The sequence below is a fragment of the Chryseobacterium sp. JAH genome, assembly GCF_001507335.1.
GTDB lineage: Bacteria > Bacteroidota > Bacteroidia > Flavobacteriales > Weeksellaceae > Chryseobacterium.
Window position 1 is genome coordinate 355035 of sequence record NZ_LMAH01000003.1, and the last position, 16024, is coordinate 371058.

The 16024-nt window shown below is 29.7% G+C and carries 15 protein-coding genes; 7 read left to right on the forward strand and 8 right to left on the reverse strand.

The annotated features are described in order from the left end of the window. Nucleotides 1-46 precede the first annotated feature (46 nt). From AR685_RS08820 to AR685_RS08830, 3 genes are read left to right on the forward strand one after another with little or no spacing between them, the layout of a single operon-like run. Nucleotides 47-3415, forward strand: coding sequence for a hypothetical protein (locus AR685_RS08820; RefSeq protein ID WP_059124323.1), 3369 nt, complete (start codon nt 47-49; stop codon nt 3413-3415). Continuing rightward, nucleotides 3405-3857, forward strand: a complete 453-nt coding sequence (locus AR685_RS08825; protein ID WP_059124324.1) for a response regulator — start codon at nt 3405-3407, stop codon at nt 3855-3857. Before AR685_RS08820 ends, AR685_RS08825 begins: the two co-directional genes overlap by 11 nt. After that, a complete protein-coding gene (locus AR685_RS08830) occupies nt 3815-4939 on the forward strand; it encodes a response regulator (RefSeq protein WP_059124325.1) in 1125 nt (374 codons plus the stop codon). Before AR685_RS08825 ends, AR685_RS08830 begins: the two co-directional genes overlap by 43 nt. Here the strand turns inward: AR685_RS08830 and AR685_RS08835 are convergent. Next, a complete protein-coding gene (locus AR685_RS08835) occupies nt 4936-6069 on the reverse strand; it encodes a DUF3800 domain-containing protein (RefSeq protein WP_059124326.1) in 1134 nt (377 codons plus the stop codon). The genes AR685_RS08830 and AR685_RS08835 overlap by 4 nt on opposite strands. A gap of 71 nt (nt 6070-6140) precedes the next feature. On the opposite strand from AR685_RS08835, the gene AR685_RS08840 reads away from it, so the two are divergent. The 3 genes from AR685_RS08840 (at nt 6141) to AR685_RS08850 (ending at nt 7581) form a co-directional block, all read left to right on the forward strand. Beyond that, the gene (locus tag AR685_RS08840) at nt 6141-6389 is read left to right on the forward strand and encodes a hypothetical protein (RefSeq protein ID WP_059124327.1); all 249 of its coding nucleotides are present in this window, start codon (nt 6141-6143) and stop codon (nt 6387-6389) included. A gap of 253 nt (nt 6390-6642) precedes the next feature. After that, the gene (locus tag AR685_RS08845) at nt 6643-7026 is read left to right on the forward strand and encodes a hypothetical protein (RefSeq protein WP_059124328.1); all 384 of its coding nucleotides are present in this window, start codon (nt 6643-6645) and stop codon (nt 7024-7026) included. A gap of 111 nt (nt 7027-7137) precedes the next feature. Next, nucleotides 7138-7581, forward strand: coding sequence for a RadC family protein (locus AR685_RS08850; RefSeq protein ID WP_059124329.1), 444 nt, complete (start codon nt 7138-7140; stop codon nt 7579-7581). 79 nt (nt 7582-7660) lie between these two features. Here the strand turns inward: AR685_RS08850 and AR685_RS08855 are convergent, their stop codons facing one another. The 6 genes from AR685_RS08855 to AR685_RS08880 form a co-directional block, all read right to left on the reverse strand. Further along, nucleotides 7661-7891 carry a helix-turn-helix domain-containing protein gene (locus tag AR685_RS08855; RefSeq protein WP_059124330.1) on the reverse strand — a complete coding sequence of 77 codons (231 nt, stop codon included), beginning with the start codon at nt 7889-7891 and terminating at the stop codon, nt 7661-7663. Nucleotides 7892-8764: 873 nt separating this feature from the next. Beyond that, entirely contained in the window at nt 8765-9679 is a 915-nt protein-coding gene (locus tag AR685_RS08860; RefSeq protein ID WP_059124331.1) for a glycosyltransferase family 2 protein, read from the reverse strand. Nucleotides 9680-9684: 5 nt separating this feature from the next. After that, entirely contained in the window at nt 9685-10647 is a 963-nt protein-coding gene (locus tag AR685_RS08865; protein WP_047443718.1) for a glycosyltransferase family 9 protein, read from the reverse strand. A 5-nt stretch (nt 10648-10652) separates the two neighbouring features. Continuing rightward, nucleotides 10653-11072, reverse strand: a complete 420-nt coding sequence (locus AR685_RS08870) for a SufE family protein (protein WP_047443313.1) — start codon at nt 11070-11072, stop codon at nt 10653-10655. A 245-nt stretch (nt 11073-11317) separates the two neighbouring features. Further along, on the reverse strand, nt 11318-12415 hold the full coding sequence (locus tag AR685_RS08875) for a glycosyltransferase family 4 protein (RefSeq protein WP_059124332.1): 1098 nt from the start codon (nt 12413-12415) through the stop codon (nt 11318-11320). Next, nucleotides 12415-12639, reverse strand: coding sequence for a hypothetical protein (locus AR685_RS08880; protein ID WP_047443315.1), 225 nt, complete (start codon nt 12637-12639; stop codon nt 12415-12417). Before AR685_RS08880 ends, AR685_RS08875 begins: the two co-directional genes overlap by 1 nt. A gap of 157 nt (nt 12640-12796) precedes the next feature. On the opposite strand from AR685_RS08880, the gene AR685_RS08885 reads away from it, so the two are divergent. Further along, nucleotides 12797-15325, forward strand: coding sequence for an ATP-dependent Clp protease ATP-binding subunit (locus tag AR685_RS08885; protein WP_047443316.1), 2529 nt, complete (start codon nt 12797-12799; stop codon nt 15323-15325). 144 nt (nt 15326-15469) lie between these two features. Here AR685_RS08885 and AR685_RS08890 read toward each other — a convergent pair whose 3' ends face one another. Beyond that, nucleotides 15470-15997 (reverse strand): hypothetical protein, encoded by a 528-nt coding sequence (locus AR685_RS08890; protein ID WP_047443317.1) that lies wholly within the window; start codon nt 15995-15997, stop codon nt 15470-15472. Nucleotides 15998-16024: the final 27 nt, after the last annotated feature.

Genomic DNA, 16024 nt, shown 5'->3' on the forward strand with positions numbered 1-16024 from the left:
ATCTAAAACTGAACTATTTTTTGCTAATTTTGAATAAATTGTATTTATGCATACCACCACAGTTCAAGATCTTTTATCCTATAAAGCCTTAAATTTTGAAGAAGCCTATAATTATTTTAAAGCCTATAAAAACTGGGGTTTTTTTGAGCATGTGATACAGGATTCTTTATTTCCTAGAAAAGAAGAAAAAATCAAAATAAATCCAGTTTTACCTTCAACAGAAAACCTACAGGGAGAATTTGCTTTTATTATTTTTCTTATAATTAAAAATAATAAAGCAATAAACAATTTCTTAGAACAAGAGTATAATTTTCAACAAAATTTATTACTTGAAAATTATCAAGAATGTCTAAATATTATTAAGTATGTTGAAAATAATATTTGTAAATCACTGTGGGGAATTGAGAGCAAATTTAATATCCTTCAAAAAATTGGAGGTATTGAAGAAAATTGGAAATACAATAATGAACTTTGCAAAAAGACAGAGAATGATCTTATTACATTACTTGCAAATTTTTATAGTAAAAAAGCTGAAGATGAAGTATCTGTTTTAAGTTATTTTAATGAAGTTAATTTACTGACAAGAAATCTACAAAAGAAGGAAAGAGAATATGTAAGTTTTATTTTAGGTGAAAAGTCTCATAATTATGAAGAATTTACTTTCATCATAAACAGCCATAGTAACTCTTCAATAATTGATTTATACTACTTTACACTCTCAATAATCAATCATTTAAGTTCTAACAAGCAAAATTATAAGTTTCTAAATAAAACTATTAACATCTTAAGTAGTGACATTAAAGATGAAAGAATTAAAAGGATAAAAGAAATTAATAGCTTTTCTACAGAAAAGATTGAAATTATTGTTGATTTAAACATTTTAATATTAAATGAATATTCTAAAGGCAATTATACTAAAGCATTGGAAATTTGTAAAAAACAACTAGGCAAAAGACCAGAAATTTTGTATCTATATGAAATATATGTCAAATGTCTGCTACAGTTAAAATTAGATTTTGTCAAAACTAACATTAACAGTACAATTGACAATATATTAGAAGATTTGTATGCAATTTTTAGTAAATCTAATAATTATTATCTATCTAAGGATAATCTACTGAAAATATCATTATCTAATTCAAGAGTAAATTTATATATTCAAATTTATTCATTTATTTCAGGTTACACAGGTAGTTCTTCTGCTAAAGCTTTATATAATGAATATTTTATTTATTGTGATATTAGTAATCCACAATCCATCCATTTAAACTATCACAATGAAAAAAAAACTTTCAAAGGTGATATAAAAAAGAATTTAAGCCTTTATATTAATTATCTTATTTTTAAAAACAATTATAAAGAAATAAGTAATCTGAACATACCAGAGAAAAAAAAGGAACTATATATTGCCAGAGTTGATTTTTCTAAGAATAGGTATACTGAAAATTCAGAGAAGCTATTAGAAAAACTCTATAAATTGGAATATGATAACTATTCTAAGGAAGAGATTCTTAATTATTTTATAGGATTTTTAGTTAATCAAAACAACTTATCAAGAATATTTGATATAGTTGTTGATTCTTATTTTGAAAATAAATTTTTGATAGAAAGATTTAATCTTGAAATACTTATTAAACTTTTAATAAACAACAATTACAATCTGAGTTATGTTAATATTAACTTACCTATATTTTTCTATCTAGGTAATGTAGACTCATATTATCAATATGTTAGTTTGGAAATGTTTTTGGGGAATGAGAGTATTGGCAAAGCCTCAGAACTAATTTCACAAAATTTTAATGAGCAAAAGTTACTAATTGTACTTGAAAAAATTGCAACAATAGAAACACTAAATAATTTTTATCTAGAGTTCAATAATGAGGATGAAATTGTGAATGAAAGAATTAAAATTCTTAACATTTTAAAATCAATCTCACCAACTAATTTAAGTTATGATGAGGAAATAAATTTGCTAAAGCAAAAAGCCTCTTTGAAAAAATTGCTGACAAACATAAATAATGGAAGAATTTATTTCAATTTCCAAAAAACAATAGAGAACAATAGAAGCAATTATCTTGTTTCATTTAATAGAGCAAAACACATCATGAGCTATTCAAAAACAAATGATTTAGATTTTTTGGATACAAATGAGCTGTTCAAAATTGACACAAATATTTTAATTCAAAAATACCTTTCTCAACTTTCTCAAGATTCTACTTTAATTAATAAAGCAGAATATATTTCTTTTAAAACTCTATATATTGAGATTCTTGAAAATTATTTATTTAGTAATGAGTATGGCTTAAATGGGATTTTAAGTACCAGATTTAGGCATGGAGAGATAGAGAATAAAATCAGAAATATCTTTTCATCAAACAATTTAATTTCTACTAAGGATGTTAATTCTGAGTACACTGAAATTCCTTACTGGAATATGTATGAATTCTTGGGTGCTGAAATAAAATTGCCAGAAATACAGGGAAAAATTAAATTGTTTTCTGAAAAAATTGATGATTTAATTGGTTATGTAGTATATAAAAAAGTGCAAATTAACTCTAACAGAAATTTTAATAATGATGCAGCTTTGTTTCAATTTATAAATACTGAAAGCTTTATATGGTTATTATTTAAGGATTTTGAAAACAATGATTTTACATTTGAGCAATTTATAGATTATTTAGGGAGCTCAATAAGACTACAAACTGAACAACTATTAAAAAATACTATAAACTTTTTTAATAATGATTTGAAAAATAGATTTTTAGAAATAATCAATACATTTCAAAATGAAGTTAATACAGTGATTAATACTAAAGATATTTTATTTGATTTTAATCAGAAAGTTAATTTCATTAAAACATCTGTTGAAAAAGAATTATTTGAGATATCTAAATGGTTTAAAATTAACAACACTATTGATTCAACAAGTTTAGATTTCAAAACAATTATTGATTTAGCAATGGATAGTTTTAATCTTGAAATTAGTTATAAAGTAAATGACTACTCTCAGTCTTTCTTTGATGGTGCATATTACTATTTGGACATCTTAAGAATATTGGTTGATAATGCTATTAAATACTCACAATTACCCTATCAGGAATTGAATATAATTTTTGAAATTACTAGAGAGGATGTAACTTATAAAACTTCTACAGACAATATTATCAGACAGAATATTACAATTACAATACAAAATAATTTTAGTGATAGATTAGATAATGAAAAGTTAAATGAATGCTTTGAAAGTATAACTTCTAATTGGAATAATGATCTAACCCATGTTGATGAAGAAGGAGGAACAGGATTTAAAAAAATTGGCAAAATGCTTAAATATGATATAAAATCTATCAACTCAACACTAAAATTTAATATTCAGAACAATACAATTTCAATTATATTAAACTATGAAATTTAACAACATTTTATTTATTGAAGACAACAAAACTAAATTTGAGAATATTTCAGAGTTCATACTAAAAGAGTTTGATTATGTAAATATTGTACAAAGAGATTCATTTTCCTCTGGATTAAGAGAAATCATATCAAATAAATATGACCTACTTCTTTTAGATATGAGTTTACCTGTAAGGGATGAAATACATTCTGCAAATAACTATATGCAACTGGGTGGACATAAAATATTAAATGAATTAAAAAGAAAAAAGATTCACATAACAACAATATTAATAACAATGTATTCAGAGTTCTCAACAGGCATTGATGTGGTTGGAATAGAGGAAATAGATATGATATTAAAACAACAATTTAAAGAAATTTACATTGACTATGTATATTATTCTTCTCATAGAGAAGATTGGAAAAACAAGTTAATAAACCTGTTGAAAGTAAGCATATGAAAGTTTTAATTGTAGATGACAGCTTTGATAAAATAAATGTTCTTTCAGATTATATTAATAAACACTCACCTGGTTCTTTTATTGATACAGCAGAGAGTATTTCTAATGCAATACAAGTAATAAGAGATAAACCTATTATTTACAATTTGATAATAATAGATCAATATTTACCTCTAAGAAATAATGAAAATCCTATTCCAGATGGAGGTAAAAAATTATTGGCAGATATTTATAGAAATTTAAAAACTAAGATTCCAAACTATATTATTGGATTTTCTCAATATGAAAATGAAGATTTTGAGTTCTCAAAGATTTGGAAGGTTATAAAATTTTCATCTTCATCTGATGATTGGAAACTTCCTATGTCAGAGCTATTAAATCATATCAAAAATAATAATTTTAACAATGATAAAGAAATTATTAATGCAACAGTCTTTGTAGAAGGTTTGACTGATAAATTTTACCTTGATCAAACAATTAATTACTATTTCCCACATTTAGTAGATAAGATCACCATCAAAACTCAATCCAGTGCTGGGTCAAATTGGGTTGTTCATCAAATTGCAGCATGGTCACATAGCATGTTTAAAGATCAATCAGGTAGATATATCAAATGTGTTGGCATACTGGATAATGATGAGTCTGGGAGAAAAGCAAAAAATGATTTAGACTCCAAGGTGTTTTCTGAAAATCAAAAACTTACATTTAAATGTCTATTATTAAATCAAAAATATAATCCAAATATTTTAGAATTTTATAAAAGAAAATGTAAGATTGAGATTGATATTGAATCTTTATTTAATTTAGAAATTATTAAAGATGCTGATGAAAAAAATTTTTTAGAACATAGAAAAAATATATTTATAGAAAATCCTAGTGATTGGGATCCATATGAAAATAGTATTAAAGATTATATTGCTGAAAAAAAATTTGATCAAGATAGTTTAAAATACTTAAAAAAAGTGAAATCATTTAATAAAACTGATTTTTTACAACTCATTTCAAAAGGAGAAATAAAAAACAATTTGGTAAATTTTAAATTACTCCTTGAGGACATTATAAGAGAATTAGATCTAGATTAATTTAAATCTGGTTCTTTTAATGCTTTAAGAAACTTGTTAATCTTATTATAATTATTCCTATCTAAACTAATTTGCAGTGCTTCATCAGCAATATTTGCTTTTTCTAACATAGGTATGATATATGATAAATAATGATTAAAATAAGAACTAATATCTTCCTCATTTACAGCTATTTTATACCCACTTTTCCCTGATTTTGAAATTATTAAAATTCCCTGATATCTTAAATCTCTTATAAGTAATCTAATTTTTTCCAAGCTCACTTCTTGACTTAATACTCTTTTGATCTCTTCTCTTAGTTCATATGTTTCAATCAGCTTACTGGGAAATATTCTTGATATATAAACCAGATGATTGACAATTGTATTTTTAACTTTGTCTCTGTTGTTTTCTTTAAATCTTTCAATAGTATCTAATACACTACTGTAAATATTATTAGAGACTGTAAAGTTCTCCTCATCTTCATCTTGATTAAGAACAGAATTATATGGGAAGACAATGGGTTTTAAAAGCTTTGGTTCTAAGATTTCATAAAGTTCTTTCCAATTTATATTTTTTTTTGACCCTGAATATATCTGTAGCATTGAATTAGCAATTAAATCTGCAAACTGAATCAACTCTTCCTCTTCATCACTTTTTAGATGATAACTGTTGTCTTGATTAAATAGATTTGCTTGAAATCTTGGTATGTATTTAAGTAAATAATGTTTTAGATCTAATTGGAAATTATCATCTCCTGTAGAATCCATAAACACCTGAAATGATGCTACTTTTCCTGACAAATCATTAAGAAGCAATTTCTGAAAGAATTTAATAAAAACTTGTTTTATATCAAGTCCTCTGCCTGCTAAAGCTTCCTTATCAATTATTAGTGAGTGTATCTTAAAATTTAGATTGTCACATAGATAATTTAATATTTGAATTCTCTTTTTAAAATTTCCTCTGATAGCTTTATTACCTGCCTTGATAATATTTCCCTGAAGAAAATTCTTGCTGATATGTGCTCTAACATTCCTAGCTTTAACCAGATCTGATTCTTTTATTAATATACAGGCATAAATGAAATGATTTATATTATCCTTTTTTGAAGGAGTTCCTGATTCATCACAAAATACATAGTACTTCTCCATATTAAATTATCTAAGTTTTTACAAATTGATATTAGTTAGCCAAATATACATCAACTATGTATATTTGCTACATGGAAGAGCATAATTCTGAAGAAAGAAAAATTACAATAGAGTACATACTGAAGGGCATTAATTTAACATTCAATGTCTCAGATACTTTACATCCTAAAACTCCAATATTTGATGATATGGCTGAATTTCTAGGTTTTGAACACTCTTTATTTGAAGATTTGGATGAATATTCTACTCTAGATAAGCTTGACACATTGGTAAAAAAAGCAAAATATTATTACCTTCAATATTATCAAACCAAAATTTAATTTTTTAAAAAATTTTCAAAGACCAATTATTTACAAATCCCCTAGGATAAAAGGTATGCCCTTTTTTTAATTTCTAAAGTCCCCCACCCATAAACTCTATCCACAGTTATTTCCCACCATAAAATAAAATTACTTTCAATTTAAAACATCTGTAGAGTCACCTCATCATCTACTTCTTAACCTTCCTTTACTCACCTAGCCTCTTTTTCATCTCTAACCAAATTTGAGTATTAACTCAAAAACATTATTCATTATGAAAAAGCATTTTAAAGGATTTGTAGCAAAGGTAGAAGTCCTACAATCAGAAAGAGCTACAGAAGATAAAAATGGCTTAAAGCCAGTTATCTTGATTGGTATAGCAGGTGAAATTCCTAGTAGAACTGTAATTAGTGGTACAGTTGCACAAAGAATGGGAATTTGTGAAGGAGCTGTATATCTCTTTCAGGCAGATGAACTTGAAGAGGATCCTATGTATGGTAGACAATTCACTTTCATGGCTATTTCAAAACAATTATCTGCTATTGAAACATTACAAGCAAGTGACTTTGTTGGAAAATTGAAATTAATTAATGTTGATGCATTAGAATCTTCAGATCTATTTATTCCAGATGTCACATTAGAGCTTGATAAAGCTTAAAAATCTCATCCCTATTATTTTTGTAGTAGGGATGATTTCTTTTATTATCTGCTGAGGCAGATTCTATCATTCATATAATAACATTACAAAATTTGACTCAAAATTAAATTTATGGCAAATACAATAAATGAAATTATTATTATTTATTCTAGAGAATTTATTAGTGATAGAAGTTTTGTTAAAAATTCAAGTGATGCTTACAGATATTTCTTCAAATCATGGAACAAAGAAACTATTGAATTATTTGAAGAATTTAAAATAATATTGCTAAACAATGCTTCTGAAATATTAGGAATATATACTGTTTCAAAAGGTGGTGTAAGTTCCACTGTGGTAGAGATTAAGCACATTATGTTTATAGCATTAAAAACAAATTCTTCATCAATAATTTTAGCACACAATCATCCATCAGGTAATTTAAAACCAAGTTCTGCAGATCTTAAATTAACAGAAAGAATAAATGATGCATGTAAAATTATGGATATAAATTTAACAGATCACATTATTCTTGGTAGAGAAAGTTATTGTAGTTTTAAAGATGATGGCTACTTATAAAGAATCAAGGATTGGAGGAAAATGGGTAAGATCCATGTAATCAAAAAATAAGATAATATTATAATTATAGCCCTTTTGACTAATTACATTCAATATTAAGAATTTCCTTTGCTGGCACATCCAAAGCTTCTGCTATTCTAAAAATAGTGTAAACTGTTGGATTGGTTCTCCCTGATTCAATTCTTGAAATATTAGTTGGATCTATTTCCCCTGACATTCTACCAACTAAATCCACCTGAGAGAGTCCTTTAGATTCTCTCATTTCTTTAATTCTTTTACCTACTGATTTAAGAATATCAGATTTTTCCAACTTGACTTATTTGACAAGTCAAAGAAACTAGATATATTTGTTTAACTAAATGCCATAAATGACAACATGAATAATCTTAAAACTACAGTCATAACAGTGATACTTTATTTTTTATGTAATATATTTGTTATCTTTCTTATAAGATATATTGATAATATTTACTACTATTTAATTCAAAACTCATTTTTAAACTACTTTGATTTTATTTTTGAAAACCTACAAGAAGTCATACATATCTTCAGTGGAAGTTTAATTATAAGTTTTTTAATTAGAGCACCTAGACTTTATGCAATTTACCATAATGTAATTGATTCTAAAATACTGAAATATAGTATTATATTTCTAATATTGTCATTAGCAACAACAACCATTATTAAATTAGATTTTTCAAATAATTTTGGATATTTTCTTAATAGCTTTTATAAAAACCTACCTATATTTTTAATGTATTTTTTTAGTTATTTGTCCTTTTATACAGATAGCTATAACTTTTATAGAAGATAAAATTTATACTAATAAATATGTTAAGAAAAGAACAGCCTTGAACATAGATATATTTGTACTATGTAGATCCTTGGTTCTTAGGATATCATGTTTATTTATAAAGATTTTATAATACTCTATTATGTTAGGAGTTATTATAAGAAGGCATCCTTTTAGGCATACCCAAAATTAAGAAAGCTTTGAAAATACTATGAATAAAGAGAAAATGAAGTTTGTGGAGAATCCCTCAGGGCCCACAAAAACTCTCAGATTATTCTGAGAGTTTTTTATTTTATGCCTATTCATGGGAATTAACAGAGGTTCTGAAATTTTGTTTGAATTGTTGAAAAGGATTCGTATTAGTTCTTTTGGTGATTTGGAGGCACACTTTTAGGTCGCCACACTCTTTTTCATCTGCCGAATAAGCAACCCGAGCTTATAAAAATCAAGATTTCGAAGGTTGGGACAATCTGAAAGAAGATTTTTTTTAATCCTTTTCTCACAAAAACCAAATAGATAAAGAAATAATGATTCAAAATGTGTTTTGTGTAAAAAATTATAGGCCTTCACTAATTTTATCTCAGAAATTTTCCATTTTAAAGAATCCATTTTAAGCATCTTAGAAATACTTTCTACAGACTCCGCCACTTTTCTCAGATACACCTCATTACTCTCCAAATCATTGTTGAAAATAGGATTATCTATATGATGAATTTTAATGTTCTCAAATTTCAAATCCATTGCAAAAAGCAAATCTTCATAGCCATAGTTTTCAAATTCTGAATTAAATTGGAATCTTTTCAAAATTTCTTTTTTGATCACAAAATTATTGGTCTGAAAAGAAAGATACGGCTTCGCAATACGACTAAACACGGGAAGATTTTCCCGCTCTACAGCAAATGTCCATCTCAGGATGGAATTTTTATCCGGAGGGTTGTTCAACACCGCTCTTCCCCCATAAAGGACATTAATATTGGTATTTTGCTGAAGCTTTTCAATGTAATTTTGAACAAATTTAGAATCGATAATTCTACCGTCACAATCTAAAAAAAACAGATAATCACCTTCTGTGTATTGCAAAAAAAGATTTCGAATTTTCGACCTCCCAATATTTTTTTCTAAGAAAATAAAGTTCTGTACTATGCTTTGAACTTCACTATTAATCCTTTTAAACTGACTATCGGAAGCATCATCGATTAAGATTATTTCTGCATCGATTTCCTTTTTATTTATTTCTTCGTTAAGGTCGTAAACAAGTTCCCGAACATCAAAGTTATAAACCGGAATACACACAGAAAGTTTCATTCCTTTTATATTTTATCAATGATTTTCTGAACGTTGATTTCCTCTAGACAAGCCCAGTCACCGCGATAACACTCTTTGTCACCAAAGACAGAGCAAGGCCTGCAGGTAAGATCTGTTATCTGAACAACATCATTTTCACTTTGCCCGAATCCTAAAAATCCTGCATATGGATGGGTAGCGCCCCAAATGGAGACACATCTTGTTCCTACAATACTTGCAAGATGCATATTAGCAGAATCCATGGAAATCATGACCTCAAGCTGAGCAATTTTATCTAGTTCTTGCGAAAGGTTGAGTTTTCCTGCTAAACTTTTTGTATTCGGAATCTGGCTTTCCCAACTTTCCAAAGTTTCAGTTTCGCTTTTACCTCCTCCGAAAAAGTATATGGTATATTTTTGTGCTAAAATTTTTACCAGTTCAAACGACTTTTCCAATGGGAGCATCTTTCCTTTATGCTGTGCAAATGGAGCAAAACCAATTCCAGATTTCTCCTTATAAATTGGTCTTAGTTGATGCGAAAGCTCAACTTTGAAACCCATCTCTCTAAAAACATCTGCGTAACGCTCTACCGTTTTTTTCAGTTGCCTTTTATCCAAATTCCAAACATCTGTAAGCTCCTCCTTTTCTTCTTTCCCCTTGTTGATTTTAAAAACCTTCAGACCTTTCCTTACATAAATTTTATCTAAAATCTTCGATCTTATAACATCATGTAAATCAGCCACATAATCCGGACAATATTCTTTCAACAGCTCTTTTCCCAAACGTCTTATTCCGAGAAAACCTTTATAGTCATCAAGGTTGATTCCGTGAAATATAACATTCGGAATATCAGCAAATAAGCTCTCAAAATTCTTCCTTGAAACCATCACGATTTCAACATTCGGATTTTGTTCTAAAAATTCTCGGAAAACAGGCATTGTCATAGCGACATCACCAAAAGCGGAAAAACGGTATGCTAAAATTCTGATCACGCTTATGATTTCAATTGATACGCAACTGCATAAAATTTGATCTGTTTGGTCATAGCCATCAATCCGTTTGCTCTGGAAGGTGATAAGAATTCTTGTAATCCTATTTCAGAAATAAATTCAAAATCAGAATCCAAAATTTCTTGGGTAGAATGACCGCTGTAGATGCTTACAAGTAAAGAAACGATTCCTTTGGGAAGAATTCCGTCAGAATCGGCGTTGAAAAACAGTTTCCCATCTTTAAATTCAGCATCAATCCACACTTTGCTTTGGCAACCTTTGATCAGATTATCATCCGTTTTCTTGTCATCCGGAAGACCCTTGAGTTCTTTACCCAAATCGATGATGTACTCATATTTCTGCTCCCAGTCTTCAAGAAATGCAAATTCGTCGATTATTTCCTGCTGATTTTCTTTAATGGTCATTTCTATACTTTCTTTATGCAAAGATAACCAATTTTAAAAAGATAATTTAAAACAGATTGAATATGAAAATCTATTTTTAAAATGATTGAATTTTTATTTGTAAACGCAAGGTTAGACAAAGATTTTCTGAATGGTTTTAAATATTTAAGATAAACAATGCCGCTTTGCATATTTCGAAATACAATCTAATTTTAAAGTAACGCTCTTTTTAATTCTTATCCTCTAATTTCCTGAAATGGTTTAAATCAGTTCGATGCTCTTTCAAAAACTTCAAGCAATTTCAATTCTTCATTTTCCCAGCAAAGAATTTCGGCAGCTTTCTCCAATTCAGATTTATAGTTTTTCCTTCCTTTATTTAAAATTAAATTTAAAGCCTTAGCAATGTTTTCAGGTTGATGATTTTCAATGATTTCACCAACATCAAATTGATTCTTAATATTAATCATTTCAGGAAGTGAAGATAAAATCAAAGGAACTCTTGCCTGAATGCAGTCTAAGACTTTATTGGGAAGAGAAAATTCATAACTTTCTCCGCCGTTTTCTTCAATACTCATTCCTACATCAGCCGTTAAAGTGATTTTTCTTAAATCGTCTGGAAGTAATTTGCCTAAAAACTGAACTCTATCCTGAAGATTTTCTCTTGTCACTAAATCTTCATACTCCCTTTTTCTCGGACCATCTCCGGCTATTTTAAAAACAACATTTTCGAGGTGACGCATTGCCAAAATGGCTTTATCAATTCCTCGGAAAGGATTGAGCGCGCCTTGATACAGAAAAATTTTCGGATTATTAGTAGGAATTTCAATTGAAAAATCAATTTTTCGGGGCGCATTTTGAACGATAATTGGTTTTATTCCGTATTTATTCTCAAACCACTTTCCATAACTTCCACTTGCGGTAATCATGAATTTAAGATTCGGAACAATTTTATTCTGCAGATAACGCCAAAGTTTTTGAGACATTTTGCCCTGAACGGCGGGCATTTCCGAGAAAATTTCGTGACTGTCAAATACCAAAGGAATATTTAATTTTTTTGATAAGAGATAATTTGGCAGCAAAGCATCAAGATCATTGGCATGAAGAATGGTATTTTCGTCAGCTTTTTCCTTCAGCTTGTGATACAGTTTCCAATTAAATTCAAAATAAGCAGTTTTTAAAGTCTTCGAAATAATATGTATCCTCGAAAAAGGATACGGTCGAGACATGTCGTATTCGCCACCCCAATTATTTCCAATCAATTCAACATCATAACCGTTTTCATGTAAAGTTCGACAGACTTTTTCAATTCGTTGGTCAGTATGAAGATTGCTGAACGCAGAAGTCAACACTTTTTTTCGAGTCATTATTTTTTCTTTGCGGTCAGTAAATGGTAAACCTGTACAAAGCAGATAATTCCATTGGGAATAATTACCGGCCAAAGCATTCCGCTAAAAACTCCGTAAATGACAAAGCAGATACAGCCTACCAAATTGACAATTCTGATTTTGGTTAAATCTTTAAGAATAAAACTTAAAATGATGAAAACGGAAGCGGCATAGCCGATGTAATTTGTAATTTCGGAACTCATGAGAGAAATTTGAGGATAACAAACTTAGTCATTTTCAGTAAGATAAAAAACTTTTATCTGCCATAAAGTCATTAATTGTTTTTTGGTAAAATATTTGTAATTTAGATATAGAATAAACGATAAATGTTATCGCTATTCCAATTTGAGATACAAAATTATGGATTATAAGTTTTCACAAGGTTTGAGCCAAGTGTTCAAACAAAGCAAAAATGAAGCTAAGCGTCTGAAAAGTGAATTTCTTAATACAGAACATCTACTTCTAGGTATTATAAAAACAGAAAACTCTGCAAAAGAAATCCTTCAAGGGCTTAATGCCGATTTAACACAAATCAGAAGAAAAATTGAAACTTTAAATACAGCAAGTCTAAATCCTATTTCTGAGGAGGTTACCAATATTTCTTTCACTAAAATGGCAGACCATTCCATTAAACGTGCGGAATTAGAATGCAGACAATATAAGAGCAATGAGATTAATACCGTTCACTTGCTTTTAGGCATTTTATACAAATATGAGGATCCTACTTCAAGCATTTTGGGAGCTTACGACATTGACTATGAAGGAGTTTCAAGAGAATACCAAACTATGCTTAAAAATTCTGGTCAGACCCCTCAAAACTCGGCTTATGACGATGATGATGACAGAGAAGAATTTGAGCAGATGAGAAAGCCTACAGGAAATTTAGGTTCTGCAAAAAGTAAAACTCCAACTTTGGATAACTTTGGTAGAGACTTGACTTCTCTGGCCAGAGACGGAAAATTAGACCCTGTAATAGGTCGTGAGAAAGAAATTGAGAGAGTTTCGCAAATTTTATCAAGAAGAAAGAAAAACAATCCGTTGTTGATTGGTGAGCCTGGTGTGGGTAAATCTGCAATCGCTGAAGGTTTGGCTTTAAGAATTCAACAGAAGAAAGTTTCTAGAGTTCTTTTTGGTAAAAGAGTAATCACTTTGGATTTGGCGAGTTTGGTTGCCGGCACAAAATACCGTGGTCAGTTTGAAGAAAGAATGAAAGCCATCATGACGGAGCTAGAGAAAAACCGTGATGTCATTTTATTCATCGATGAGTTGCACACGATTGTTGGCGCAGGAAGTTCTACTGGTAGTCTAGATGCTTCCAATATGTTCAAACCGGCTTTAGCAAGAGGAGAAATTCAATGTATTGGTGCTACAACTCTTGATGAGTACCGTCAGTACATCGAGAAAGATGGTGCTTTAGAACGAAGATTCCAGAAAGTAATGGTAGAGCCTACCAATATTGAGGAAACGATTCAGATTCTGAATCAGATTAAAGACAAATATGAAGAGCATCACAATGTAGTGTATACTGAGGAAGCAATTCTTGCCTGTGTCAATTTGACATCAAGATATATTACAGACCGATTTTTACCGGACAAAGCAATTGATGCGATGGACGAAGCAGGATCTCGTGTTTATATCAAAAACATGAAAGTTCCCACTGAAATCATCGATTTTGAAAAGAAAATCGAAGACATCAAAGAACTGAAGCAGAAAGCTGTAAAAGCTCAGGATTATTTGGAAGCAAGAAAGCTGAAAGATGAGGAAGAGCGTTTGCAGATGGAATTGAATTCTGCTCAGGATCAATGGGATAAAGACGTTAAGGAGAAAAAAGAAACGGTTTCCGAAGAAAGTGTTGCTGAAGTAGTATCAATGATGAGCGGAGTACCTGTAACGAAAGTCGGTAAAAATGAGTTGGATAAACTGGCCGGAATGGATAATAACCTGAACGGAAAAGTGATCGGTCAGGAAGACGCTGTGAAAAAGGTAGTAAAAGCTATCCAAAGAAACAGAGCCGGATTGAAAGATCCGAACAGACCAATCGGAACATTTATTTTCTTAGGAACAACAGGTGTTGGTAAAACTGAATTGGCTAAAGTAATGGCAAGAGAACTCTTTGATTCTGACGAAGCTTTGATCAGAATTGATATGAGTGAATACATGGAGAAATTTGCTGTTTCTAGATTGGTTGGTGCGCCTCCTGGATACGTTGGATACGAAGAAGGTGGGCAATTAACAGAAGCTGTTAGAAGAAAGCCTTATGCAGTCGTACTTTTAGATGAGATTGAAAAAGCGCATCCAGATGTATTTAATATCTTATTGCAAATCTTAGATGAAGGCCACGTAACAGACAGTTTAGGAAGAAAAATTGATTTTAGAAATACCATTATCATTCTTACTTCAAACATCGGAACCAGAGATATCAAAGACTTCGGTGATGGTGTAGGATTCGGTACCAATGCTAAGAAAACCAATTCAGATTCCAGAACCAGAAGCACTATTGAAAATGCACTTAAAAAAGCGTTTGCTCCGGAATTCCTAAATAGAATTGATGATATTGTAATCTTCAACTCACTTGAAAGAAACGATATTTCAAGGATTATCGATATCGAATTAGGTAAACTGTATTCTAGACTTGAAAAATTAGGTTACAAAGTAGATTTAACTACTGAAGCTAAGGATTTCATTTCTGAAAAAGGATGGGATAAAGATTTCGGTGCAAGACCATTGAAGAGAGCCATCCAGAAGTATATTGAAGATTTATTGGCAGAAATGTTGGTAAACAAGCAATTAACTGAAGGAGAGACCGTAACTTTAGATGTAAATGAAGCTAAAGACGGATTAGAAGGAAAAACTCAGAAAACGAAAAAATCGGCAACTGAAAAGTCCTAATAATCAACTTTTAAATAAATAATGAAAGCATCAGGGGAATCCTGATGCTTTTTTGTTTTTATCTCGCCGACAGATTTTCACAAACCATATTTGAATATAATGAGTATTCATCTGGGAAAATTGATGCAAAATAGTGGGAAACTTTTAAAGTCCAACCACAAAACCCAAGCTCGGAATCAATCCTCCCGAAAACATACTGCTATTTTCTTTATACAAAACATTATACATCAACCCAATCTGCATAAAAGAATTGTTTCCGATCTGCTGCATATAGCCGCCTCCTAAATACAATGCGGTTTCCTGTTGGTTTCCTTTAAAATCATAAAATTTGTCTTCATAATTGGCAAAATAATGCTGTAGATTTCCGCTTACAAAGAAAGTTCTTGCAAAATAGTAATTCATAAATGGTCCGAAACCAAACATTGTAGATTTATAAAAATCTGAAGTCTGCCAGGAAACACTTCCCATCAAACCAGCTTCCAAATCATTGGTTAAACGGTATCCTACTCTAGGCGCAACCTGAAGATTAAAATAAGAATTGCTTCCGAAACCAACTCCCAAACCACCACCGAAAGTCCATCTATTAGTTTCAGAATTTGGAATCCCTGCTGCAATTTGAGAAAATGATAATCCTGAAATAAGGATAAGTAAAGAAATAAATAGTTTTTTCATATTAAATATTTTTGTTTGGTAAAAAAT

What these genes read in the sequence shown, in the direction of transcription:
- AR685_RS08820 (WP_059124323.1), top strand. Translation starts at nt 47, where the DNA reads ATGCATACCACCACAGTTCAAGATCTTTTATCCTATAAAGCCTTAAAT.
- AR685_RS08825 (WP_059124324.1), top strand. Translation starts at nt 3,405, where the DNA reads ATGAAATTTAACAACATTTTATTTATTGAAGACAACAAAACTAAATTT.
- AR685_RS08835 (WP_059124326.1), bottom strand. Translation starts at nt 6,069, where the DNA reads ATGGAGAAGTACTATGTATTTTGTGATGAATCAGGAACTCCTTCAAAA.
- AR685_RS08840 (WP_059124327.1), top strand. Translation starts at nt 6,141, where the DNA reads ATGGAAGAGCATAATTCTGAAGAAAGAAAAATTACAATAGAGTACATA.
- AR685_RS08845 (WP_059124328.1), top strand. Translation starts at nt 6,643, where the DNA reads ATGAAAAAGCATTTTAAAGGATTTGTAGCAAAGGTAGAAGTCCTACAA.
- AR685_RS08850 (WP_059124329.1), top strand. Translation starts at nt 7,138, where the DNA reads ATGGCAAATACAATAAATGAAATTATTATTATTTATTCTAGAGAATTT.
- AR685_RS08860 (WP_059124331.1), bottom strand. Translation starts at nt 9,679, where the DNA reads ATGAAACTTTCTGTGTGTATTCCGGTTTATAACTTTGATGTTCGGGAA.
- AR685_RS08870 (WP_047443313.1), bottom strand. Translation starts at nt 11,072, where the DNA reads ATGACCATTAAAGAAAATCAGCAGGAAATAATCGACGAATTTGCATTT.
- AR685_RS08875 (WP_059124332.1), bottom strand. Translation starts at nt 12,415, where the DNA reads ATGACTCGAAAAAAAGTGTTGACTTCTGCGTTCAGCAATCTTCATACT.
- AR685_RS08880 (WP_047443315.1), bottom strand. Translation starts at nt 12,639, where the DNA reads ATGAGTTCCGAAATTACAAATTACATCGGCTATGCCGCTTCCGTTTTC.
- AR685_RS08885 (WP_047443316.1), top strand. Translation starts at nt 12,797, where the DNA reads ATGGATTATAAGTTTTCACAAGGTTTGAGCCAAGTGTTCAAACAAAGC.
- AR685_RS08890 (WP_047443317.1), bottom strand. Translation starts at nt 15,997, where the DNA reads ATGAAAAAACTATTTATTTCTTTACTTATCCTTATTTCAGGATTATCA.